Origin of the sequence: Cohnella lupini (assembly GCF_003386205.1) — a bacterium.
In the GTDB taxonomy this organism is placed as follows: Bacteria; Bacillota; Bacilli; order Paenibacillales; family Paenibacillaceae; genus Cohnella; species Cohnella lupini.
In genome coordinates, this window is record NZ_QRDY01000010.1 from 1 (window position 1) to 17,458 (window position 17,458).

The window sequence follows — 17,458 nt, forward strand, 5'->3', positions numbered from 1 at the left end:
TGGTTTGCCTTCCGCAGACTCGAAAGTCCGCCTCAGACGTTTGTTGTTTCTTACGCTCAATGTTCAGTTTTCAAAGAACAATTCGTGTTTCGTTTTTCTCGTTTATCGCGTGCCCTCTTGAAGCGGCTTAAATAATATATCACAGCCTACTAGACGATTGCAACCCCTTTTTATACAGGTAATTTAATACAGTTAATGACTAGTCCATTTAATGAATAGGATCCTCACAACTATCCGTGAAGCGGCCACCCATTGCTATTTCACGTTTATCGGGTTACATTAAATACAAGTAAACATATCGATAATGAGGTGATTACGCATGCGTGAAGTCCCTATGCGTTATGTAAAAGCCAATCAGACTGGAATCGTCCTGACCGTTCTTCTCTCCTTTCTGTTCCATCAGCCTTGGATATTGGCCGCACTTTGGATCATTCAGTTAACTGGCGTACTAACGGAAGGGCGTCTGAATCTCTTCGTATATATCGCTAAGCGAGTCCTTAAAGATAAGGGACAAGAGACTCAAGCCGTCGAGCTCCAAAGATTCAATAACCTGCTGGCCGTTTTATTCCTAACCTTAGCTCTTATATCCTTCGGTTTCGGCTGGCAGATCGCCGGTTATGCCTTTGCGGCCATGATGTTCCTTGCCGCCAGCGCCGCTTTGCTCGGCTATTGCGTCGGTTGCACCGTTTACTTCTGGATCAAACAAATTCGCGCGGGACGATTCAGAAGAACGTAATCCATAAGAAAAGGGTAGCTTCCACGTGGAAGCTACCCTTTTCTTATGGAGCAACAATAGATCTCCTCTTAACGTCTTCTTCTATATAATGAGTACACGGGGAGGATCATGCATGACACTATTAAAAACACTGTTACTAACAGTCTCTTTCTCGCTCTGCCTTGTCGCATGTAACGGAGCAACGCCTTTCGGCAAGAAGGTAGCCGAGAACGACAAAATTTTGAATTTCATGAAGTCCGACACCTCAGACTCCACTTATCGTACTTACAAAACAATCAAAAATTCAAAAATCTTCGCGGAAGTCGCGCTCCTTCTAATGAAATCCGACGAAAGCAACGCAACGGTTTCTATGACCCGCGCTCCTGACCGCAAGATTTCTCTCGTCATTACAAGACCGACCGCTTCAGTCGAACCTCGCATATACGGAATCTGGTTTATGCAAAAGTCGACTCAAGTCGCGGTCGTAAGCGAATCCTCGGGCGGCGGTTATATTCAACTTAATAAAGAACAAAGCCATACAATACTCTCTTTACTTAACTAAATCACACCGCTTCAAATCCCCATGAACTCATCGTACAGATATGCGTATTCGCCCAACTCATCCCGGGTTATCGCCCTATTCGTTTTGTCCAATTCGTATTGATAGGCTTTGAAAATATGCTTCATGCCCACCCGTTCCTCTTGACCGCTAGCCAAGAAAGCCGAAGTCATCGCGATATTCTTAATGCTTCCCCCGGCCATCTGCAGCTTGCGCGCGAGGAAAGGGAAATCGATATCCGGATCCAACGGAGTCTGAACGGGGTAGACTTGCTTCCATATCGTCTCCCGCTGCTTCTCATCGGGAAAAGGGAAACGGATGACGTAGTTGATCCTTCTCAGGAAAGCTTCGTCCATATTCTGCAAGTAGTTGGTCGCGAGGATCGAGATCCCCCTGTATTCCTCCATCTTCTGCAAGAGGAAGGCAACTTCCGTATTCGCGTTCTTGTCGTGGGAATCCTTAACCTCGGAGCGCTTGCCGAACAGCGCATCGGCTTCGTCGAAGAACAGGACCGCATAACTTGCTTGGGCTTCGTCGAAAATCTCTCGCAAATTCTTCTCCGTCTCGCCGATGTACTTGCTGATGATCTGGGACAAATCGATTTTATAGATTTCCATATCCAGCTCTTTGGCCACGACTTCCGACGCCATCGTTTTCCCGGTTCCCGGAGGCCCCGAGAATAATAAGCTGATTCCGGTTCCGTAAGATAACTTCTTATTAAAACCCCAACGTCCGTACACGGTGTGCTTATATCGGATATGATTGCAAGCGTGCTGAAGCTTTTCCTTCTGCGCCGCAGGCAGTATCAGATCGTTCCACCTGCTCTTCGGCGTCAACCTCTTGGCCTTATTGGCCAAGCTATGGTTCAGTTGCTTGTAACTAGCTTGAATCATATCGCTCCACCCGATCGGAAGCGCTGTCCCGCCTTCTTGATTCCATTCCGAGATCACTTTAGCCGCGCTTAACGAATTAGCCATTTGACCCGGATTAAAAAGGAACCGAGCGGATATCGCCTCCCAATCCAGTAAAGAGTCCATCTCGTAACCCTTGGCTAATCTGCGCCAAGCCTCGGCCCTCTCTTCGTCCTGCAACGCCGCGATTTCCAACTCCAAGTCGATTCTGCGATATCGATCCAAGGGTTGGCAAGGCTCTTCCGATAAAAGAAATACGATGCCGGACATCTCAGATAGCCGTTCCAGAATTTCCGTTGCCCGATCATTGGACTCGTTCTTATGCGCGACGACGTGAAAATGCTCCAGTACCAAGATCGCCTGTTGAATCGTCGCCTCGCGGAACACCTTCCGTAGCGAAGCTTGGACGTTTGAATCCGCGCCGACAAGCTTTGCCATATCGGCGAAAAGTAACGGCTCTTCGAAATAATGACCGACATGCTCAATCTGCGTCTTCTTGCCGGCACCTTGCTTTCCCCATAAGGAAATGATTAAGGATGAGTCGGAGGAACGCGGCTGAGACATCCGATTCGCGATCCACTGCGTGAGTTTCCTCTGAGTATCGGGGCTTCCGAGCAAAGGCTCGAGAGTTCTGCCGGGGGGAACGATCCTCGCGTAGTCCTCCATCGATTTCGGAAGGCCGCCGGAATCGAGAACGAATCGCACGATCCGCTCGTCCAGAAGGAAAGGTTGCCCGAGCAACGTCCCTTGTTTGGACGGCAGGTCGTTTCTTATGAAATGCTCTCTTAGAATTCCATCATTACGAAGCGCACTTAGCACTTCGGTTCTTTCATCGGATGTACGGCTTACGATCGTCGCTATCAGATCCGGAGTCGGGCATTTAGCTCCCGGCGCTCCATGCTGCAATAATTCGTAAGCCGTCTCGTATTTACGTTCGATCTCCACGGCTAAGCACACTATGATGGCTTTCGATTCGATCGATGAAAGTCCGAAAACACCCGCCAAATAAGGAAGCGACAGAAAGACGCCCTCTTGCTGGCTCACCCGCAGCCTGGACTCCATATGACGTTCGAGGTTATTCAGACGATCATGATATTGCAGCGTTTGCTCGTCCTCGTTCGAAGCGGACCGTTTCCCGGTTGATCCCGTCCCCATGACCGACTCCTGCAAGCGCAGACGCAGAGCGATACGGAGATCCAACCACGTCAGATGTTCCCGGATATAATCCCAATCGCCTTCATACGCAAGCAATGCCGTCTCGGGAGACGGCATTGCGATAGGAACGTAGTTGTCCATTTTGATATTCCCCCTATTACCGTTAACCGGCAAAGCATATCTCATCCGCGTTTAAAGAAGTTTTTCATCCTGGAAAGCATGCCCGCGCCCTCTTCTTTAGGCTTGGCCGCTGCCGCTCTCTCTTTCTCTACTTCTTTAGCGCGTCGTTTGTAGTGTTCGTGGTGAAGAGTTTCTCCTCGCGCATGGGCGGTTAACCTCTTGACTTGTTCCGCGGATTCGATAGCAGGCGCGCCCGCGCCGGCTGCTTTGTCGCCCTTGCCGGCGGCTACCAGGGCATGTCTTTGTTTCTCCATGCCCATGAACTCGTCGATGTTCTCGTAAGCTCCGAATTCGGCTCCGCCCATTTCCCTGCGCGCCCTGCTCCTGTCCCTCGAGCTATTGACTTGATCGATTTCCTTCTTATTCACCCTGTCCCCGATCATACCCGCTACGGCGCCGACGGCGCTTGCGGCTTTACCGGCTCCCGAAAGAGGGACCACATCGCCGACGATCCCTGTTACCGTACCGACTCCGGCCTTAAATCGATCGTTGCTGATCTTAGCTGCCACCGCGCTGGATTGAGAAGCCGTGCTCTCCCGAATCGAATCGCTTGTCGTCGTGGCCGATATCCCCTTAAGAAGATCGCGCTCTTTAACGTCGTATTTCTCCGCCATCTTCTGCTTGATTCCTTTACCTAATAAAGGGATCATTCCGGCCGCGGTCTGTCCTGGATTGCTGACCGCGCCATCGATCGCGTTCTTCGCCTTTTGCTTGACGTCGAACATGCCGGGAGCTCTCTCATGGCCGATTTTGTTCGTGCGAACATCTTCTTCCATGTTGACGTCCCGCTCGCGGGCGCCGCTGCGTTCGCGGCTTTGGGATAAGTCCCATTCGCCGTGACGCGCATTCTCGATATGCTGGGGCAGATCGTACCACTTCGGATTGTTCGCGGCATCGGTCATCTTCTTCACTCGTTCGTGAAAAGCCGGATCCGTCGTTCCGGCTCCCGACGCTTCTGGCGCGCTTGCTCCAGCCTCCGCCGCCGGGGTGGTAGGCGCCTCGACCTTAGGCGCTTCTTCCTCTTCGCCTTCCGAAGATTCCTCTTCCTCCGCTTGTATGGGCGCAGGCGCCGCGGACGACGACTCCGGGTCGGATCCCGGGAACACTCGGACGGCTCCCTGGGCCTTTAATCTTTTCATGATCGCTTCTTTATCGGGTGCCTCCTCGGTTTCGGCCTCGATCTCCTCCAAGTCGCCGTCTCCGGCTGGCAGACCGCTCGCTTTCGATAAAGCTTCCGTCTCTTTATGCAGCTCGGCATGTGTCGGCATCTCGAAACCTCCGCAGGAATATAGTCCTAGTCGCTAATTACTATAATAAGTAAATTTTCTCCCTCCCACAAGAAGAATCATACAAGCTCTTTATAATTGAGAAGATTCCGCACTAGAGACACCGCATTCTACGAAAACCATTCAAGAATTCCCCTTGCAACTCATCGGCCGATTCAATAAAAATGCCGTAAACTCGCTCGCTCGGCGTGATTTTCAATAGCAATTTGTAGAGGTTATATTATTGTATAATTATATAAAGATAAATGGATATTTCCACAAAAAAAAGGCCGTCCAAAGAGGTCGATTGACCTTAAGGACAGCCTTTGAGAGATACCTACTCCGTACCGCCGAGAAGACGCAGCAATTCGGCTTCGTCCTCCAGTACCTCGACGCCTAGATCGCGAGCTTTGGTCAGCTTGCTTCCGGCGCTCTCGCCAGCGATAACAAGATCGGTTTTCTTCGACACGCTCCCGGATACTTTCGCCCCAAGAGCCTCTAGCTTCCGCGCGGCTTCATCTCGCGTCATTACGGTCAAAGTCCCGGTCAACACGACGGTCTTGCCGAACAGCGGATGACTCGCATCGGCGGAAGCCGCGGCCGGAGGAGTCCCCTCCGCCTTCACCCCGAGCGCGCGCATGCGGGCAATGCCGTCGATCACGAGCGGATCGCGGAAGAAGGTATTGATGCTCTCCGCGACGATACTTCCAACATCCGGTAAACCGACCAGTTCCTCCGCATCCGCGGCCATCAAGCGGTCCAAGTCTCCGAAGTGATCGGCCAACATTTTCGTCGTCGCTTTTCCCGTATTCGGAATGCCCAAGGCATTAAGGAAAGAAGCCAGACCTCTAGATTTGGATTTCTCCAGCGCCGCCAACAGGTTAGCGGCCTTCTTCTCGCCGAACCGCTGTAGCTTGACCAGATCATCGAACTCCAGACTATACAGACCAGCAGGCTCCCTCACGTTAAGCTCCTCGTAAAGCTGCTCGGCGGTCTTGCCGCTGAACGTCTCGATGTCCATGCAATCGCGCGAAGCGAAATGAGTAATCCTGCCGATGATCTGCGGCTTACATCCCAAGCGATTGTTGCAGAACAAGTGGGCACCCTTCATTTCAAGTGGGGAACCGCAACCCGGACAAACGACCGGAACTTCGATCGTTCCTCCTTCTTCGTCGTCCGCCTTGCCTAGAATTTCAGGAATGACGTCGTTGGAGCGGCGAATGAATACCCGCGTACCGAGAGCGTGGGACAAGTTCTTCCGTTCGATGTCCCCGATATTGTTAAGCGTACAATTCTGGACCGTAACTCCCGCAAGCTCCACGGCCTCAACGCGAGCCAACGGCGTAACCTTGCCCGTTCTCCCCAACTCCCAAGATACGGATTCCAGTACCGTCGTCGTTTCTTCGGCTTCGAACTTGAACGCGACCGCCCAACGGGGGAATTTGTCCGTGTAGCCGAGAATTTCCCTTGTCCTCATATCGGTCAGCTTAATGACCGCGCCGTCAATCAGATAATCCAGTCGATTGCGTCGTTCGACGATGGATTCCAATTCGGCGACGAGATCGTCCGCGGAAGAGAAATACGCGAGATAGGGATTAACGGGGAACTTATTATCGCGCAGGAATGCCATCATCTCGCGATGATTCGCGAAGGAGATTCCTTCCGCGTAACCGACATTGTAGAAAAAGGCATCTAACCTGCGGCCAGCCGTAATCTTAGGATCTTGGTTGCGGAGGGCTCCGGCAGCTCCGTTACGCGCGTTCTTCAACGGCTCTGCCGCCGTCTTGTTGTATTCTTCCAAAACGGACAAGCGCATGAAGCCCTCGCCTTGCACTTCAATCGTTCCGCCTGCGTAATCGATCGTTAACGGAACGGTACGAATCGTACGAGCTTGAGCCAGAATGCCTTCGCCGACTTCTCCGTTCCCCCTCGTTGCGGACTGGGCAAGCACGCCATCGCTGTAGGTCAAGTTAAGCGAAAGCCCGTCGAATTTCAGCTCCACCACATATTCAGGCGGCGGAAGCGGTTGCTCCGGATTCTTGGCGTTGTAGTCGGCGATCAACCGATTGGCGCGTGCCACCCACAATGTTAAGTCTTCGATATCCTGAGCCTTGTCCAAGCTCCACAAACGGGACAAGTGACGATGAGGCTCGAATCCCTTAAGGATATCGTCGCCGACCCTTCGGGTTGGAGAATTCGGAAGAATCGTTCCGCTCTCCGTTTCCAATGCCGACAACTCGTCGTATAACACGTCGTATTCTTTATCGCTGATCGTCGGATTATCTTCCGTATAGTAACGATGGCTATGCGCGTTAAGCTCAGCGACGAGCTCCCGCATACGCTCTTCAAAACCGTTGTCCGCCATGCTTGATTAACCTCGTTTCGATCGGAGAATTGAAGCCTTTTCCAATAGTCTATTTCAGCGCCGAAACGCTGTCAAATCAAGTCTTCGCCTTCCATCGGGAGGCCTTCGTTTGTTTCACTACCCGTCCGCGCGGTTTAATGATTGTTAGCCACATAACTTAGGAGGTGAGGGAGATGGATAAGCAACGCTATTACGTCTCCGTCTCTGCAAGCATGGTAGGCACGGAGCCTTCATTGACGGACCAGCTTACCATATTCGCAACGGAAGAGGAACGCAACCATTTACTCGCGCTATTGAACCGGGAGCAGAAAGCGACGGAAAAGACCTATATCCGCGCGCAAATTCCGTACAAATCCGCAGATCACGATAAAGCGACCAACCGATACAACGAGGGAATGGTAGATATTTATCGGTATATCTATCAAGTCGGCACCATCGAGACCAAACGGCATATCGAATACATGGATATCTTACAGGAACTGCGGACTCCGGACTACCATCATCAAGGGTATGGGCATTCGGAATCTAACAACCCGGGTCTGTGAGGAGATTCCGCAACATAAGAAAACGGGCTCCTTAGAGCCCGCCCGAAAAAGCAGATCGCCGGTATATGCCGGCGGTCTTTATTATATTTTGGTGACGGGGGCGAATGCCGCAAGTAATCTCTTCACGCCGGTCGGAGCCGGGAACGCGATCTGTAGCTCGGCGTCGTTGCCCGTTCCTTTAACGGCGACGACGGTTCCGACGCCCCACTTGGCGTGCTGGACTTTGTCGCCGGCGGCGATGGCCATACCGTCTCCGACAGGTTTGGCGGCGGACGGAGTCTGCGGACGAATGACCGACCCGCTGTTCGTCGGACTGACAGTGGGGCGTGCGCCGAAACCGGACGTCGCCCCGCCGGACCCGGAAGACGAAGCGGCCGGGCGAGCGCCGAATCCGTTGCCGCCGCCGCTAGAGTTGCCGCCGCCTAATCGGGAGCTATAACCTCCGTAAGATCCGTATCGGCTTCCACCGGCCGACTCGACCGCTTCTTTCAGTTCGTTAGGAATTTCCTCCAAGAATCGGGAAGGCGCATTCGTGCTTGTCCGTCCGTAGAGCAGTCTCATTCGAGCGCAGGTGAGGTACAGCTTCTTCTCCGCCCGCGTTATGCCGACGTAGGCAAGCCTGCGTTCTTCCTCCATCTCCGCGGTATCCATGAACGACCGGCTGCTCGGAAACAGCCCTTCTTCCATCCCGACGATGAACACGACCGGGAACTCCAACCCTTTGGCGCTATGCATCGTCATCAGAATGACGGCATCTCCGCCATCCTCGTCATCGTCATCCATCGAGTCGATATCCGCTACCAACGCCAATTCCGTCAGGAACGAGATCAGCGACTTATCCTCGTTGCGCTTCTCGAACTCCTGGGTAACCGACAGAAACTCCTCGATGTTCTCCAGACGGGACTTGGATTCGAGCGAATTTTCCCGCTGCAGCTCCAATCGGTATTCCGTCATCTCGAGCAGCTTCTCGGTCAATTCGGTTACGGACAAATATTCGACCATCGCGCTTAAATTATTAATGAGATCGCGGAACTGGGACAAGGCTATCTTGGCGCGAGATTGAATATCCAGGTGATACAACCCGTCTCCGAGCAATCCGTCTCCTTCGTTAAGCAGCTTGAGCGTGGATATTCCTTTACGAGTCGCCTCTTCGCGAACCTTGGTCATCGTCGTGTCGCCCAAGCCCCGCTTCGGCTCATTGACGACCCGATTTAAACTGTTATCGTCGTCCGGATTGGAAATCAATCTTAAATAGGAAAGGATATCCTTGATCTCTTTACGATCGTAGAACTTGATGCCGCCGACGATCTGATAAGGAATCTCCGACTTGATCAGAATTTCCTCCACGACCCGGGATTGCGCGTTCGTCCGATACAGGATCGCATGATCGCCGTATTTGCGCGCGTTCTGACGATTCTTGCGAATCTCGCCGGCAATGAAGTAACCTTCCTCATGCTCGGAATCGCCCTGATAAACCGTTATTTTGTCGCCGCCGTTCTGATCCGTCCATAGGTTTTTCGCTTTGCGGCCCATATTATTCTTGATAACCGCATTCGCCGCATCCAAAATATTCGAAGTGGAACGGTAATTCTGTTCGAGCAGGATGCTCTGAGCTTCCGGATAATCGGCCTCAAAGTTAAGAATATTCGTGATGTCCGCGCCGCGCCAACGGTAGATCGATTGATCGCTGTCGCCGACCACGCAGATGTTATGATGCTTCTCCGCCAGCATTTTGCACAACGTGTATTGCGCTTTATTCGTATCCTGGTATTCGTCGACGTGAATGTATTTGAATTTATTCTGATAAAATTCCAGCACTTCCGGAACGTCCTTGAACAATTGGATGGCCAGCAGCAGCAGATCGTCGAAATCCAAAGAGTTATTCGCTTTAAGCCTGCGCTGATATTGCGTGTATACCTTCGATACGATGGATTGAAAATAGTCCCCTTGGCGCTGCTCGTATTGTTGAGGATTAACGAGCTCGTTCTTCGCCGCGCCGATGGCCCCTTGAACCGCTTTCGGCTCGATTTGCTTCGTGTCGATGTTGTTGTCTTTCATCACGTTCCGGATAACGGACAGTTGGTCGGTAGAGTCGAGGATGCTGAAATTGGAGCCGAATCCGATCCGCTCAATATCTTTGCGAAGTATGCGTACGCACATCGAGTGGAAGGTGCTGACCCAAATGTCTTTACCGGATGGACCGATTAGCTTGGCTACCCGCTCTTGCATCTCGCGCGCGGCCTTGTTCGTAAACGTGATAGCCAGAATGCTCCATGGAGCGGCTAACCGCTTGGAGATCAGGTAAGCGATCCGGTGCGTCAGAACGCGCGTCTTGCCGCTTCCCGCTCCAGCCATGATGAGCAACGGGCCGTTGGTGGCGATCGCCGCTTCCTTCTGCTTAGGATTCAGTTTATTAATAGAAGCATCGATATCGACAGAGTTCGTATTATCCCGTTCAAAAAACATGTCCTTGCTCCTTTATCGAAGGATGAACCGCGCCTACCGTCGAGATCGCGGCATCCAGATTTTCATAGATAATGTTGCCTACGACGACCGTGTCCGCATAGAGCGCCGCTTGCCGAGCGCGTTCGGGTGAATCGATTCCACCGCCGTAAAATAAGTGCGCCTGCTTCATTGTGGACTTAATGCGCTTAAGCAGCTCCATATCGCCGAAAGTGCCGCTGTACTCTACGTAGAGTACGGGAATATTCCAGAGCCTGTCCGCTACCTGGACGTACGCTATCGCTTCCGAAGAGGGAATGTTCGCTTCCGCACCGGTGATTCGGGCGACCGTAGAATCCGGGTTTAGCACGAGGTACGCTTCGCCAACGATCGACTCCCACGGGAGTAAATGTCCGAAATCGCGCAGCGCCTCGACGTGGTGGCCGATCAGCCACTCGGAGCGCTTCGTATTAAGCACGCTAGGAATAAAATATCCGTCAAACCCCGGTACTCCGCAGGATGGATCGGATAGCTCGAAGGCACAAGAAACCTCGTAACGGCGGATGCGCGACATCAAATCCACCGTATTATCGAAGGTTACCCCGCTAGAGCCGCCGACAAGGATCGCGTCAGTCCCCGACATGCATAGCGCGTCCAGAGTTGCGTCGTCTATCTGACGCTCCGGGTCAAGCTTGAAAACGTGTCTCCAGTTGCCGTAAAAGGAAGGGAGCATCATAGCCTCCATTAGTGATCTTAGGTTGTTTTGGTGTACCCTTTAGTTTACAGGAATTCGAGACTTCTTCCAAGAAGGAATGAGAGGAAGTTGGTGGGGACATTCGACTCATCTCCTCCTAAAATGGGTTATGAACAGAAAAACGCCACCTGCTCCCAAAGGGGAACAAGCGGCGTGTGCTTCACGCTTAATCATTTAACTGGCAGCAGATCTAATTCTTCAATTTCTCCATCAAATACGCCCGAACGTCGTCCTTCAGATCCGGACGCTCCAAAGCGAAATCTATGATCGTTTTGAGGTAGCCGAGCTTTTCGCCGGTATCGTAACGAGTACCGTAGAAATTGTAAGCAAAAACCGATTCGTCCTGCATGAGCCTCGAAATCGCGTCGGTTAGTTGAATCTCTCCGCCCGCGCCGACATCTTGGTTTTCCAACAATTCGAAAATCGCCGGAGTTAAAATATAACGTCCAATAATGGCAACGTTAGACGGAGCATCTCCCGGAGCAGGCTTCTCGACGACCCCGCGTACCTTAAGGATTCGATCGCCGTATATTCTCGAAGCGTCCGGATCGACGATTCCGTAACGGGATACCTCTTCGTCGGACACCGTTTTCACGGCTAACACCGAACCTTGAACCTGATCGTAGACGTCCATCATTTGCTTTAAGCACGGCACGTCGTCGGATTGGACAATATCATCTCCGAGAAGAACCGCGAAAGGTTCGTTTCCGATGAACTTCCGGGCGCACCAAATTGCGTGGCCGAGTCCCCTCGGCTCTTTCTGGCGAATGTAATGAATATCTATGAGATCCGAAGGCTTCTGAACCTCGGATAGCAGATCCAGCTTCCCCTTGGAAAGCAAACTTTGCTCGAGCTCGTACGAGCTATCGAAGTGATCCTCGATCGCGCGCTTGCCTTTACCCGTTACGATGAGAATATCTTCTATGCCGGAAGCGACCGCTTCTTCGACAATATACTGAATTCCGGGCTTATCGATAATCGGAAGCATTTCCTTGGGCATCGCTTTCGTGGCCGGAAGAAATCTCGTTCCCATTCCCGCCGCGGGTATAATGGCCTTGCGAATTCTCATTACGGGCATCCTCTCTAGACTTTCGGTACAGCCTCGCTCGTCTTCCGCGCGGAATCCTTCGGAACGACGGGCAAACGTCCGACTCCAATGCATACGACGCCTTGCGCATTCAGTGCCGCAGCGTCCAGCGCATTTCTTCCATCCATAATTATAGGACGATTCATCCAATTTTTAAAGTCGTCTGCCTTAATCTGACGGAATTCACGCCATTCGGTTACGACGATTGCGGCATCCGCCCCATTCAGAGCTTCTTCCGCGGAGTCGCAGACCGTCACGGTGGACGGCAATAATTTGCGAGCGACGGCATTCGCTTCCGGATCGTATGCCGTAATCGTTATGCCCGGATGCCTGCGATTCAACTCTGCTATTAATCTCAAAGAAGGCGCCTCGCGCATATCGTCCGTTCCCGGCTTAAAGGCCAGCCCCAGCAAAGTTACCTTGCGACGTGCCGGATCGGAAAGCGCGGCCTCTAGCTTACGCACCATGCGAAGCGGCAGCATCGCATTGGCCCGAACCGCCGCCTCGACTAGCGTTTGCGGCGCTCCCGCTTCGTCCGCCATTCTTACCAACGCGCGCGCATCCTTCGGCAAGCAGGATCCGCCGAAGCCAAGTCCCGCCGAGAGAAAATGCGGACCTATCCGCGGATCCAAACCCATAGAGTGCGCGACGGATGGATAATCGGCCCCCGTCTGTTCCGCAAGCGCGGCAATCTCGTTAGCGAAGGAAATTTTCACGGCCAAGCACGCGTTCGCGGCCAGCTTGGCGAGCTCCGCGCTACGACGGTCGGTCGCCACGATCGGACCGGGCAATCTTTGATGCAGTTGAGTAAGCTTTTCCGTTGCCTCCGAGTTTGCGGATCCGATGACGATTCGCGTCGGCTCGAAGAAATCCCGCACGGCGCATCCCTCGCGCATAAACTCCGGGATCGACACAACGTCTACCAAGCAATGCTCAGGCAATCGGTTTCTGAGCCTAGCTTCCGCTCTTTCAGCCGTGCCTACGGGTACCGTGCTCTTAATTACGATGATCCGCCTTGTTTCGGAAGCCGACCAAGCCTCGAACCGATCGATAACCGACCAAAGAGCCGCCAACGACATCTCCCCCGTGTCTCCCGAAGGAGTACCTACGGTCAGGAAAACGAGTTCGGCTTCTTGCAGCACTCTGGATGGTTCATGACCGAACGTAAGCCGACCCGCCGACACGTTACGCACGACAACAGCTTCCAAGCCAGGTTCATGATAAGGAATGATTCCGCGGGAAAGCTGAGCGATCTTACCTGTATCGATATCCACGCATTGAACGGAATGCCCAAGATCCGCAAATCCGGCGCCCGTTGCCAGTCCGACTATCCCTGCTCCTACGACTGCCATCCTCATGGAACGCGCCTCCTCTATGTCGATCGCTCTATAAGAGCGAATTCGCTTTCATCCGATTGTAGCATCGAATTGAAAACGAACATCCATGATTGTGTTAGAGGAAGGTAAATTATGCGTCGGACAGACTAGAAAATGGAAAACCCGTCCTCCCTTGTTTACGGGGAGAGCGGGTTGGTCTAATTCGTGATTACAGCTTTGAAATGACTTGAGCGGCTTCCGCCCTGCTCGCTGTCCCTTGTGGATCGAAATTACCTTTTCCTCGACCTTTTACAAATCCTAATTCGCTTGCCGCGTTAACGGATGAGATCGCCCAGCTTCCGATTTCCGCTTTGTCGGTAAATCCTGCGCTTGGACCGCTCGGAATCGTCTTCCCGCTTAAGAGTTCATAAGCTTTCATTAGCATGACTGTCATTTCTTGCCGAGTTAGGGCATCATCCGGAGCGAAAGTCTTTGTCGTGCGCCCTTTGACGATTCCAGCTTCTACGGCTGCAGTAACGTCGTTCGCATACCACTTGCTCGCTTTTACGTCCGTAAACGAGTTTGGAATGCTCGCCTTTAATCCGAGCCTCCTTGCCAATAACGCCGCGAACTCGGCTCGGGTAACCTTCTTTTCAGGAGCAAACGAGGTTTCGCTCACACCATCGATTACATGCTTTGCAACTAGCGTCGAAATTGCCTGGAACGCCCAGTTCCCCTCCGCCACGTCATTGAATTTCTTGCTGAATTCCACTATGGCATACTTGCTGAAGTGCGTTACCTCGGCAACCATATATCCATCTTCCAATTCGCCTCCGACATACTCCAATCGACCGTCATCTCCAATATAATAGATGCCAATCAACTGAGTATTCGCGCCGTCGGCGATTTTCAACTTCAGCTTGATCGGAGCGTCGAAAGCGGTTAGCTTATGCTCCTTACCGTCCTTGGTCGTAATGGTTAACGAGAGTTCGTAAATATCGCCGCCGGCTTTTAACGTCGTGTTCTTCAAGTTGCTTTCCGCATTTTTCATTGTTTCTTGTGCGCTCTCTTGCGCGAGTTTATCGAATGATACTGAGATTTGAGCATCCTTTAATTCTTCAGCCGTTACAAGCTTTTGCAGTTGTCCGATTAGAGAACCTGGAATTTCTAGATTGAGATTGTCTTTACTTATCGCCAAAGCGTTATTAGGGGCGAGCGCTTCGGCATTAGCTGGAAACTTAAGCTTTCTCACATCCTCAGATAGCTTCACAGGGATTTTGCCGTTTTCCGGCTTTAAGTCTTCGGATTTAAGGGTTTTAACTCCCGGTTCTTCCGGAGCCAGGAAGAATCCACCGCCTCCACCAAGCCCCCCAGAGCTTCCGACAGGAGTCGGGAAGGCATACGCCTGTTTCGAGCGATTACCCGCATTGTCCACGGCGGCTACGTTAACGTGGTACGTTTTTCCGTTCTGTAACCCGCTTATGGAATAACTTGTCGCGGTGATCGGATTTGCGGTTAATAATTCGCCATCAAGGTATACAAGATATCCCGACAAATCGGATTCAGTATTTGCGCCCCACGCAGCTTCAATTCCACCGTCCTTCGCTGTAATCGCAAGACTTGTTGGTTTAGCTGGTGCAAAATAATCTCCTATTTGCATTTCTTTGGTTTTGAATATACTGGATAGGTAACCATTTGTAGAACTAATAGTAAAATTCGTGCTATTTGAAGCGGCATTCGGTAAACGAATTTCATTTCCGAAACTCGTTGATGACATTTCCAAAGTGTATTTTTTGTTATTCTCAAGTGACTGAGCCAAGTTAATGATAATAGTCTCATTGTAAGGACCAAATGTAGATAGGGTAGTTATAGGTACGAAGGAACCTTGTTCGTCTACCAAATTGAAATCGTCTTTACTAAGTTGGCTATCGTCCACCTGAAAAAATTCCAAATGTTGTTCTCCCTTGAAATTGGTTTTCACCGCGCTTCCAAAGTTCAGTATGATTTGCGTATTCGAAAATCCACCTGCCTGTTGAACAGGTGAAAAGCTTACGATAGGATCACCTTTTTGAAGAGAGTAACCTACGGGTTTATTGTTCATGCCAAGATCCGAAAGTTGTAATCTGCTTAATGTCCGAAGTGAGCGACTGTTTTTCGGAGCTTTCACTCCTAATCTATTTACTGCTTCGATGTCGAATTTCTCATGGCTTAAATATGGAAGGTCTTTCACCAGGAATGTTCCTTCCTTGGTACTCCCAATGAGAAGGTCATTTCGGTATATGTTGTATTTCTCCAAGCTAGGATCATTAGACTTAGTCCATCTGAGCTTCACGTTCACTGTTCCGTTGCTGTCATCAAACTTTTGAGTTGGCGTCCAGAATGAGGGTGACGAAACTGTATTGGCGTGCTCGAACGTATACACAGAATTCGCAACGGAGAAATTAGAGAAATCTTTGACTTGACCATCGTTTAACGTTATTTTCTTCAAAGCCAATCCGAGATCTATTTGGTTATCGATATTAAAGAAATAACCTCCGCCGTTTGCAATCTCATGTGCAGGCCCTATCGATCCTATATTCTTTGTCATACCATTACTATAAACATTCAGAGAGACAGTAGCTTGATCCGTATAAATAACCCCATGTATTCTCCCGCTACTCGAATCGTACTCCACTTTAATATAACTCGCTGCATAAATCAGAACTGGAAGACTGAGATTTAGTAACATGCATGCTAGTATGGCTACGCTAATCTTCGACCTTAACCGACTTTTCAACTGCTAATCCCCCTATTAAATGCTAATTTACTCACTCATCATAAGGGGATTTCGATATAATCGCAAGAAAAATTTGGAATATTTGAAGTGCGCATAGGAGATTATACGGATATATGCTGCACGCTTAAAATACTAAAAGCCACCGCCAACAAAATACCGCCAAAAATAACGCATAAGCGCATGAACCTATTAATCTGTAACCCGCTCCACGAAAGAGAATTCAAGCTCTCCGCACGTGCCAATAAGAGAACTAACAAGCCAAAGCAAAGAGGATACTCGAAATCGATGTCGACGGCGACATGAAGGAGTAAAAATCCGACTAACAACCATACGAATCCCGCATGGAGAACCGTTTCCCTTGATCGGTATGCCGGGGCAAAAACGACCAACAAGAAAGCTATCAGCCCAACAATCCCAACCTCCAAAGCCACTTGTAAATAAAATTGATGCAAGTATTTCACGTAATACCAGGAGGAATGCTCGACCGCCCAGCCCCCGCCACCTAACCCAGCGACCCAATGCTCCTTCAACAAGTTTAGTCCGTCCGACCAATACTGCCGCCTCAACTGCAACTCGGGAGCGTTCCAGCTAATCTCCGAAAATCGACGAAAAATCTCGGTCGAATAGCTGTTTGCTAGCCCAACTGCAATCGCTGCTCCTCCCGCAAGGATTCCAAGTAGCGCAAACAGAGCTTTTCCTCTAAGACGCACCAATTCCACGCAGCATATAACCGCAAACAAAACCAACACCGACCTCGATCCCGTTTGCACTAGCCCTACCAGTTGAAGAACAAGCAGCCCTATGTAGATTTTACCGTGATTTTCTCTAAATGCTTTCCAAGACAAATAAGCTCCGGCGGCAAGTAAAACGGCTAACGAATTCGCATAACCCAGAGTCGACTCTAATCTCCCGTTTCGAAATAGTTCAAACATCCAACCCCACACGGTTAGAAATGCGCCAACCCAAGCCCATTGCCTTAGCAAAGAGTCGAATTTCCCAATCGAGAGCGATGAGGCCAGAATAGCCAGAGGCAGCAAGTTGGAGAATTTCGATGCTTCTTGAATTGCGGCGCTCGCATCCGAAGCGTATAAACACGATATCCAGTAGATGCCTATAAACGCAGCAATATAACCATGCCAAATCGTTATTCGCAAACCTGTCCCACGACCGAGCCACAGCCAGATCGCCAATCCCAAGAACAGTCCCGCATCTAACAACAAAAAAGCTACTTCGAAAAAGTAGCCCGCGCAAACCGCTCCAATCCATAAAAACGCCGAAAGGATAACAAATGCGATTTTTTCATTCCTAGGAGAATGTTCTTGAGTTGAATTTTTCATATCGTATTCTTTCGACAAAAAAACCTTATTTCCTATTTGAATTCGGAAATA

General features: G+C 50.8%; 12 protein-coding genes. 3 read left to right on the forward strand and 9 right to left on the reverse strand.

All coding sequences use genetic code 11. From position 1 onward, the window contains the following. Positions 1-319: 319 nt before the first annotated feature. A complete protein-coding gene (locus tag DFP95_RS16885; protein ID WP_115993834.1) occupies positions 320-736 on the forward strand; it encodes a DUF4395 domain-containing protein in 417 nt (138 codons plus the stop codon). A 112-nt stretch (positions 737-848) separates the two neighbouring features. Next, positions 849-1,277 (forward strand): hypothetical protein, encoded by a 429-nt coding sequence (locus tag DFP95_RS16890; protein ID WP_115993835.1) that lies wholly within the window; start codon positions 849-851, stop codon positions 1,275-1,277. Between the two features lie 11 nt (positions 1,278-1,288). Here DFP95_RS16890 and DFP95_RS16895 read toward each other — a convergent pair whose 3' ends face one another. From DFP95_RS16895 to ligA, 3 genes are all read right to left on the reverse strand, one after another. Then, on the reverse strand, positions 1,289-3,481 hold the full coding sequence (locus tag DFP95_RS16895) for an ATP-binding protein (RefSeq protein ID WP_181907475.1): 2,193 nt from the start codon (positions 3,479-3,481) through the stop codon (positions 1,289-1,291). A gap of 41 nt (positions 3,482-3,522) precedes the next feature. Next, positions 3,523-4,788: a hypothetical protein gene (locus DFP95_RS16900; protein ID WP_115993837.1), complete on the reverse strand. Its 1,266-nt coding sequence runs from the start codon at positions 4,786-4,788 to the stop codon at positions 3,523-3,525. A gap of 334 nt (positions 4,789-5,122) precedes the next feature. Beyond that, complete coding sequence (gene ligA, locus DFP95_RS16905; protein WP_115993838.1) at positions 5,123-7,150, reverse strand: NAD-dependent DNA ligase LigA; 2,028 nt, start codon at positions 7,148-7,150, stop codon at positions 5,123-5,125. A 173-nt stretch (positions 7,151-7,323) separates the two neighbouring features. Between ligA and DFP95_RS16910 the strand changes: the two genes are divergently transcribed. Beyond that, positions 7,324-7,695, forward strand: coding sequence for a hypothetical protein (locus DFP95_RS16910; protein WP_245987705.1), 372 nt, complete (start codon positions 7,324-7,326; stop codon positions 7,693-7,695). A gap of 81 nt (positions 7,696-7,776) precedes the next feature. On the opposite strand, the gene pcrA is transcribed toward DFP95_RS16910, so the two are convergent. From pcrA to DFP95_RS16940, 6 genes are all read right to left on the reverse strand, one after another. Beyond that, on the reverse strand, positions 7,777-10,161 hold the full coding sequence (gene pcrA / locus DFP95_RS16915; protein ID WP_115993840.1) for a DNA helicase PcrA: 2,385 nt from the start codon (positions 10,159-10,161) through the stop codon (positions 7,777-7,779). Further along, positions 10,151-10,873 carry a heptaprenylglyceryl phosphate synthase gene (pcrB, locus tag DFP95_RS16920; protein ID WP_342768248.1) on the reverse strand — a complete coding sequence of 241 codons (723 nt, stop codon included), beginning with the start codon at positions 10,871-10,873 and terminating at the stop codon, positions 10,151-10,153. The genes pcrA and pcrB overlap by 11 nt, the downstream gene beginning before the upstream one ends. A gap of 208 nt (positions 10,874-11,081) precedes the next feature. Next, a complete protein-coding gene (gene galU / locus DFP95_RS16925; RefSeq protein ID WP_115993842.1) occupies positions 11,082-11,960 on the reverse strand; it encodes a UTP--glucose-1-phosphate uridylyltransferase GalU in 879 nt (292 codons plus the stop codon). Positions 11,961-11,974: 14 nt separating this feature from the next. Further along, a complete protein-coding gene (locus tag DFP95_RS16930; protein ID WP_115993843.1) occupies positions 11,975-13,336 on the reverse strand; it encodes a UDP-glucose dehydrogenase family protein in 1,362 nt (453 codons plus the stop codon). Positions 13,337-13,523: 187 nt separating this feature from the next. After that, the gene (locus tag DFP95_RS16935; RefSeq protein WP_115993844.1) at positions 13,524-16,070 is read right to left on the reverse strand and encodes an S-layer homology domain-containing protein; all 2,547 of its coding nucleotides are present in this window, start codon (positions 16,068-16,070) and stop codon (positions 13,524-13,526) included. A gap of 101 nt (positions 16,071-16,171) precedes the next feature. Next, positions 16,172-17,290: an O-antigen ligase family protein gene (locus tag DFP95_RS16940; protein WP_181907476.1), complete on the reverse strand. Its 1,119-nt coding sequence runs from the start codon at positions 17,288-17,290 to the stop codon at positions 16,172-16,174. Positions 17,291-17,458 lie beyond the last annotated feature (168 nt).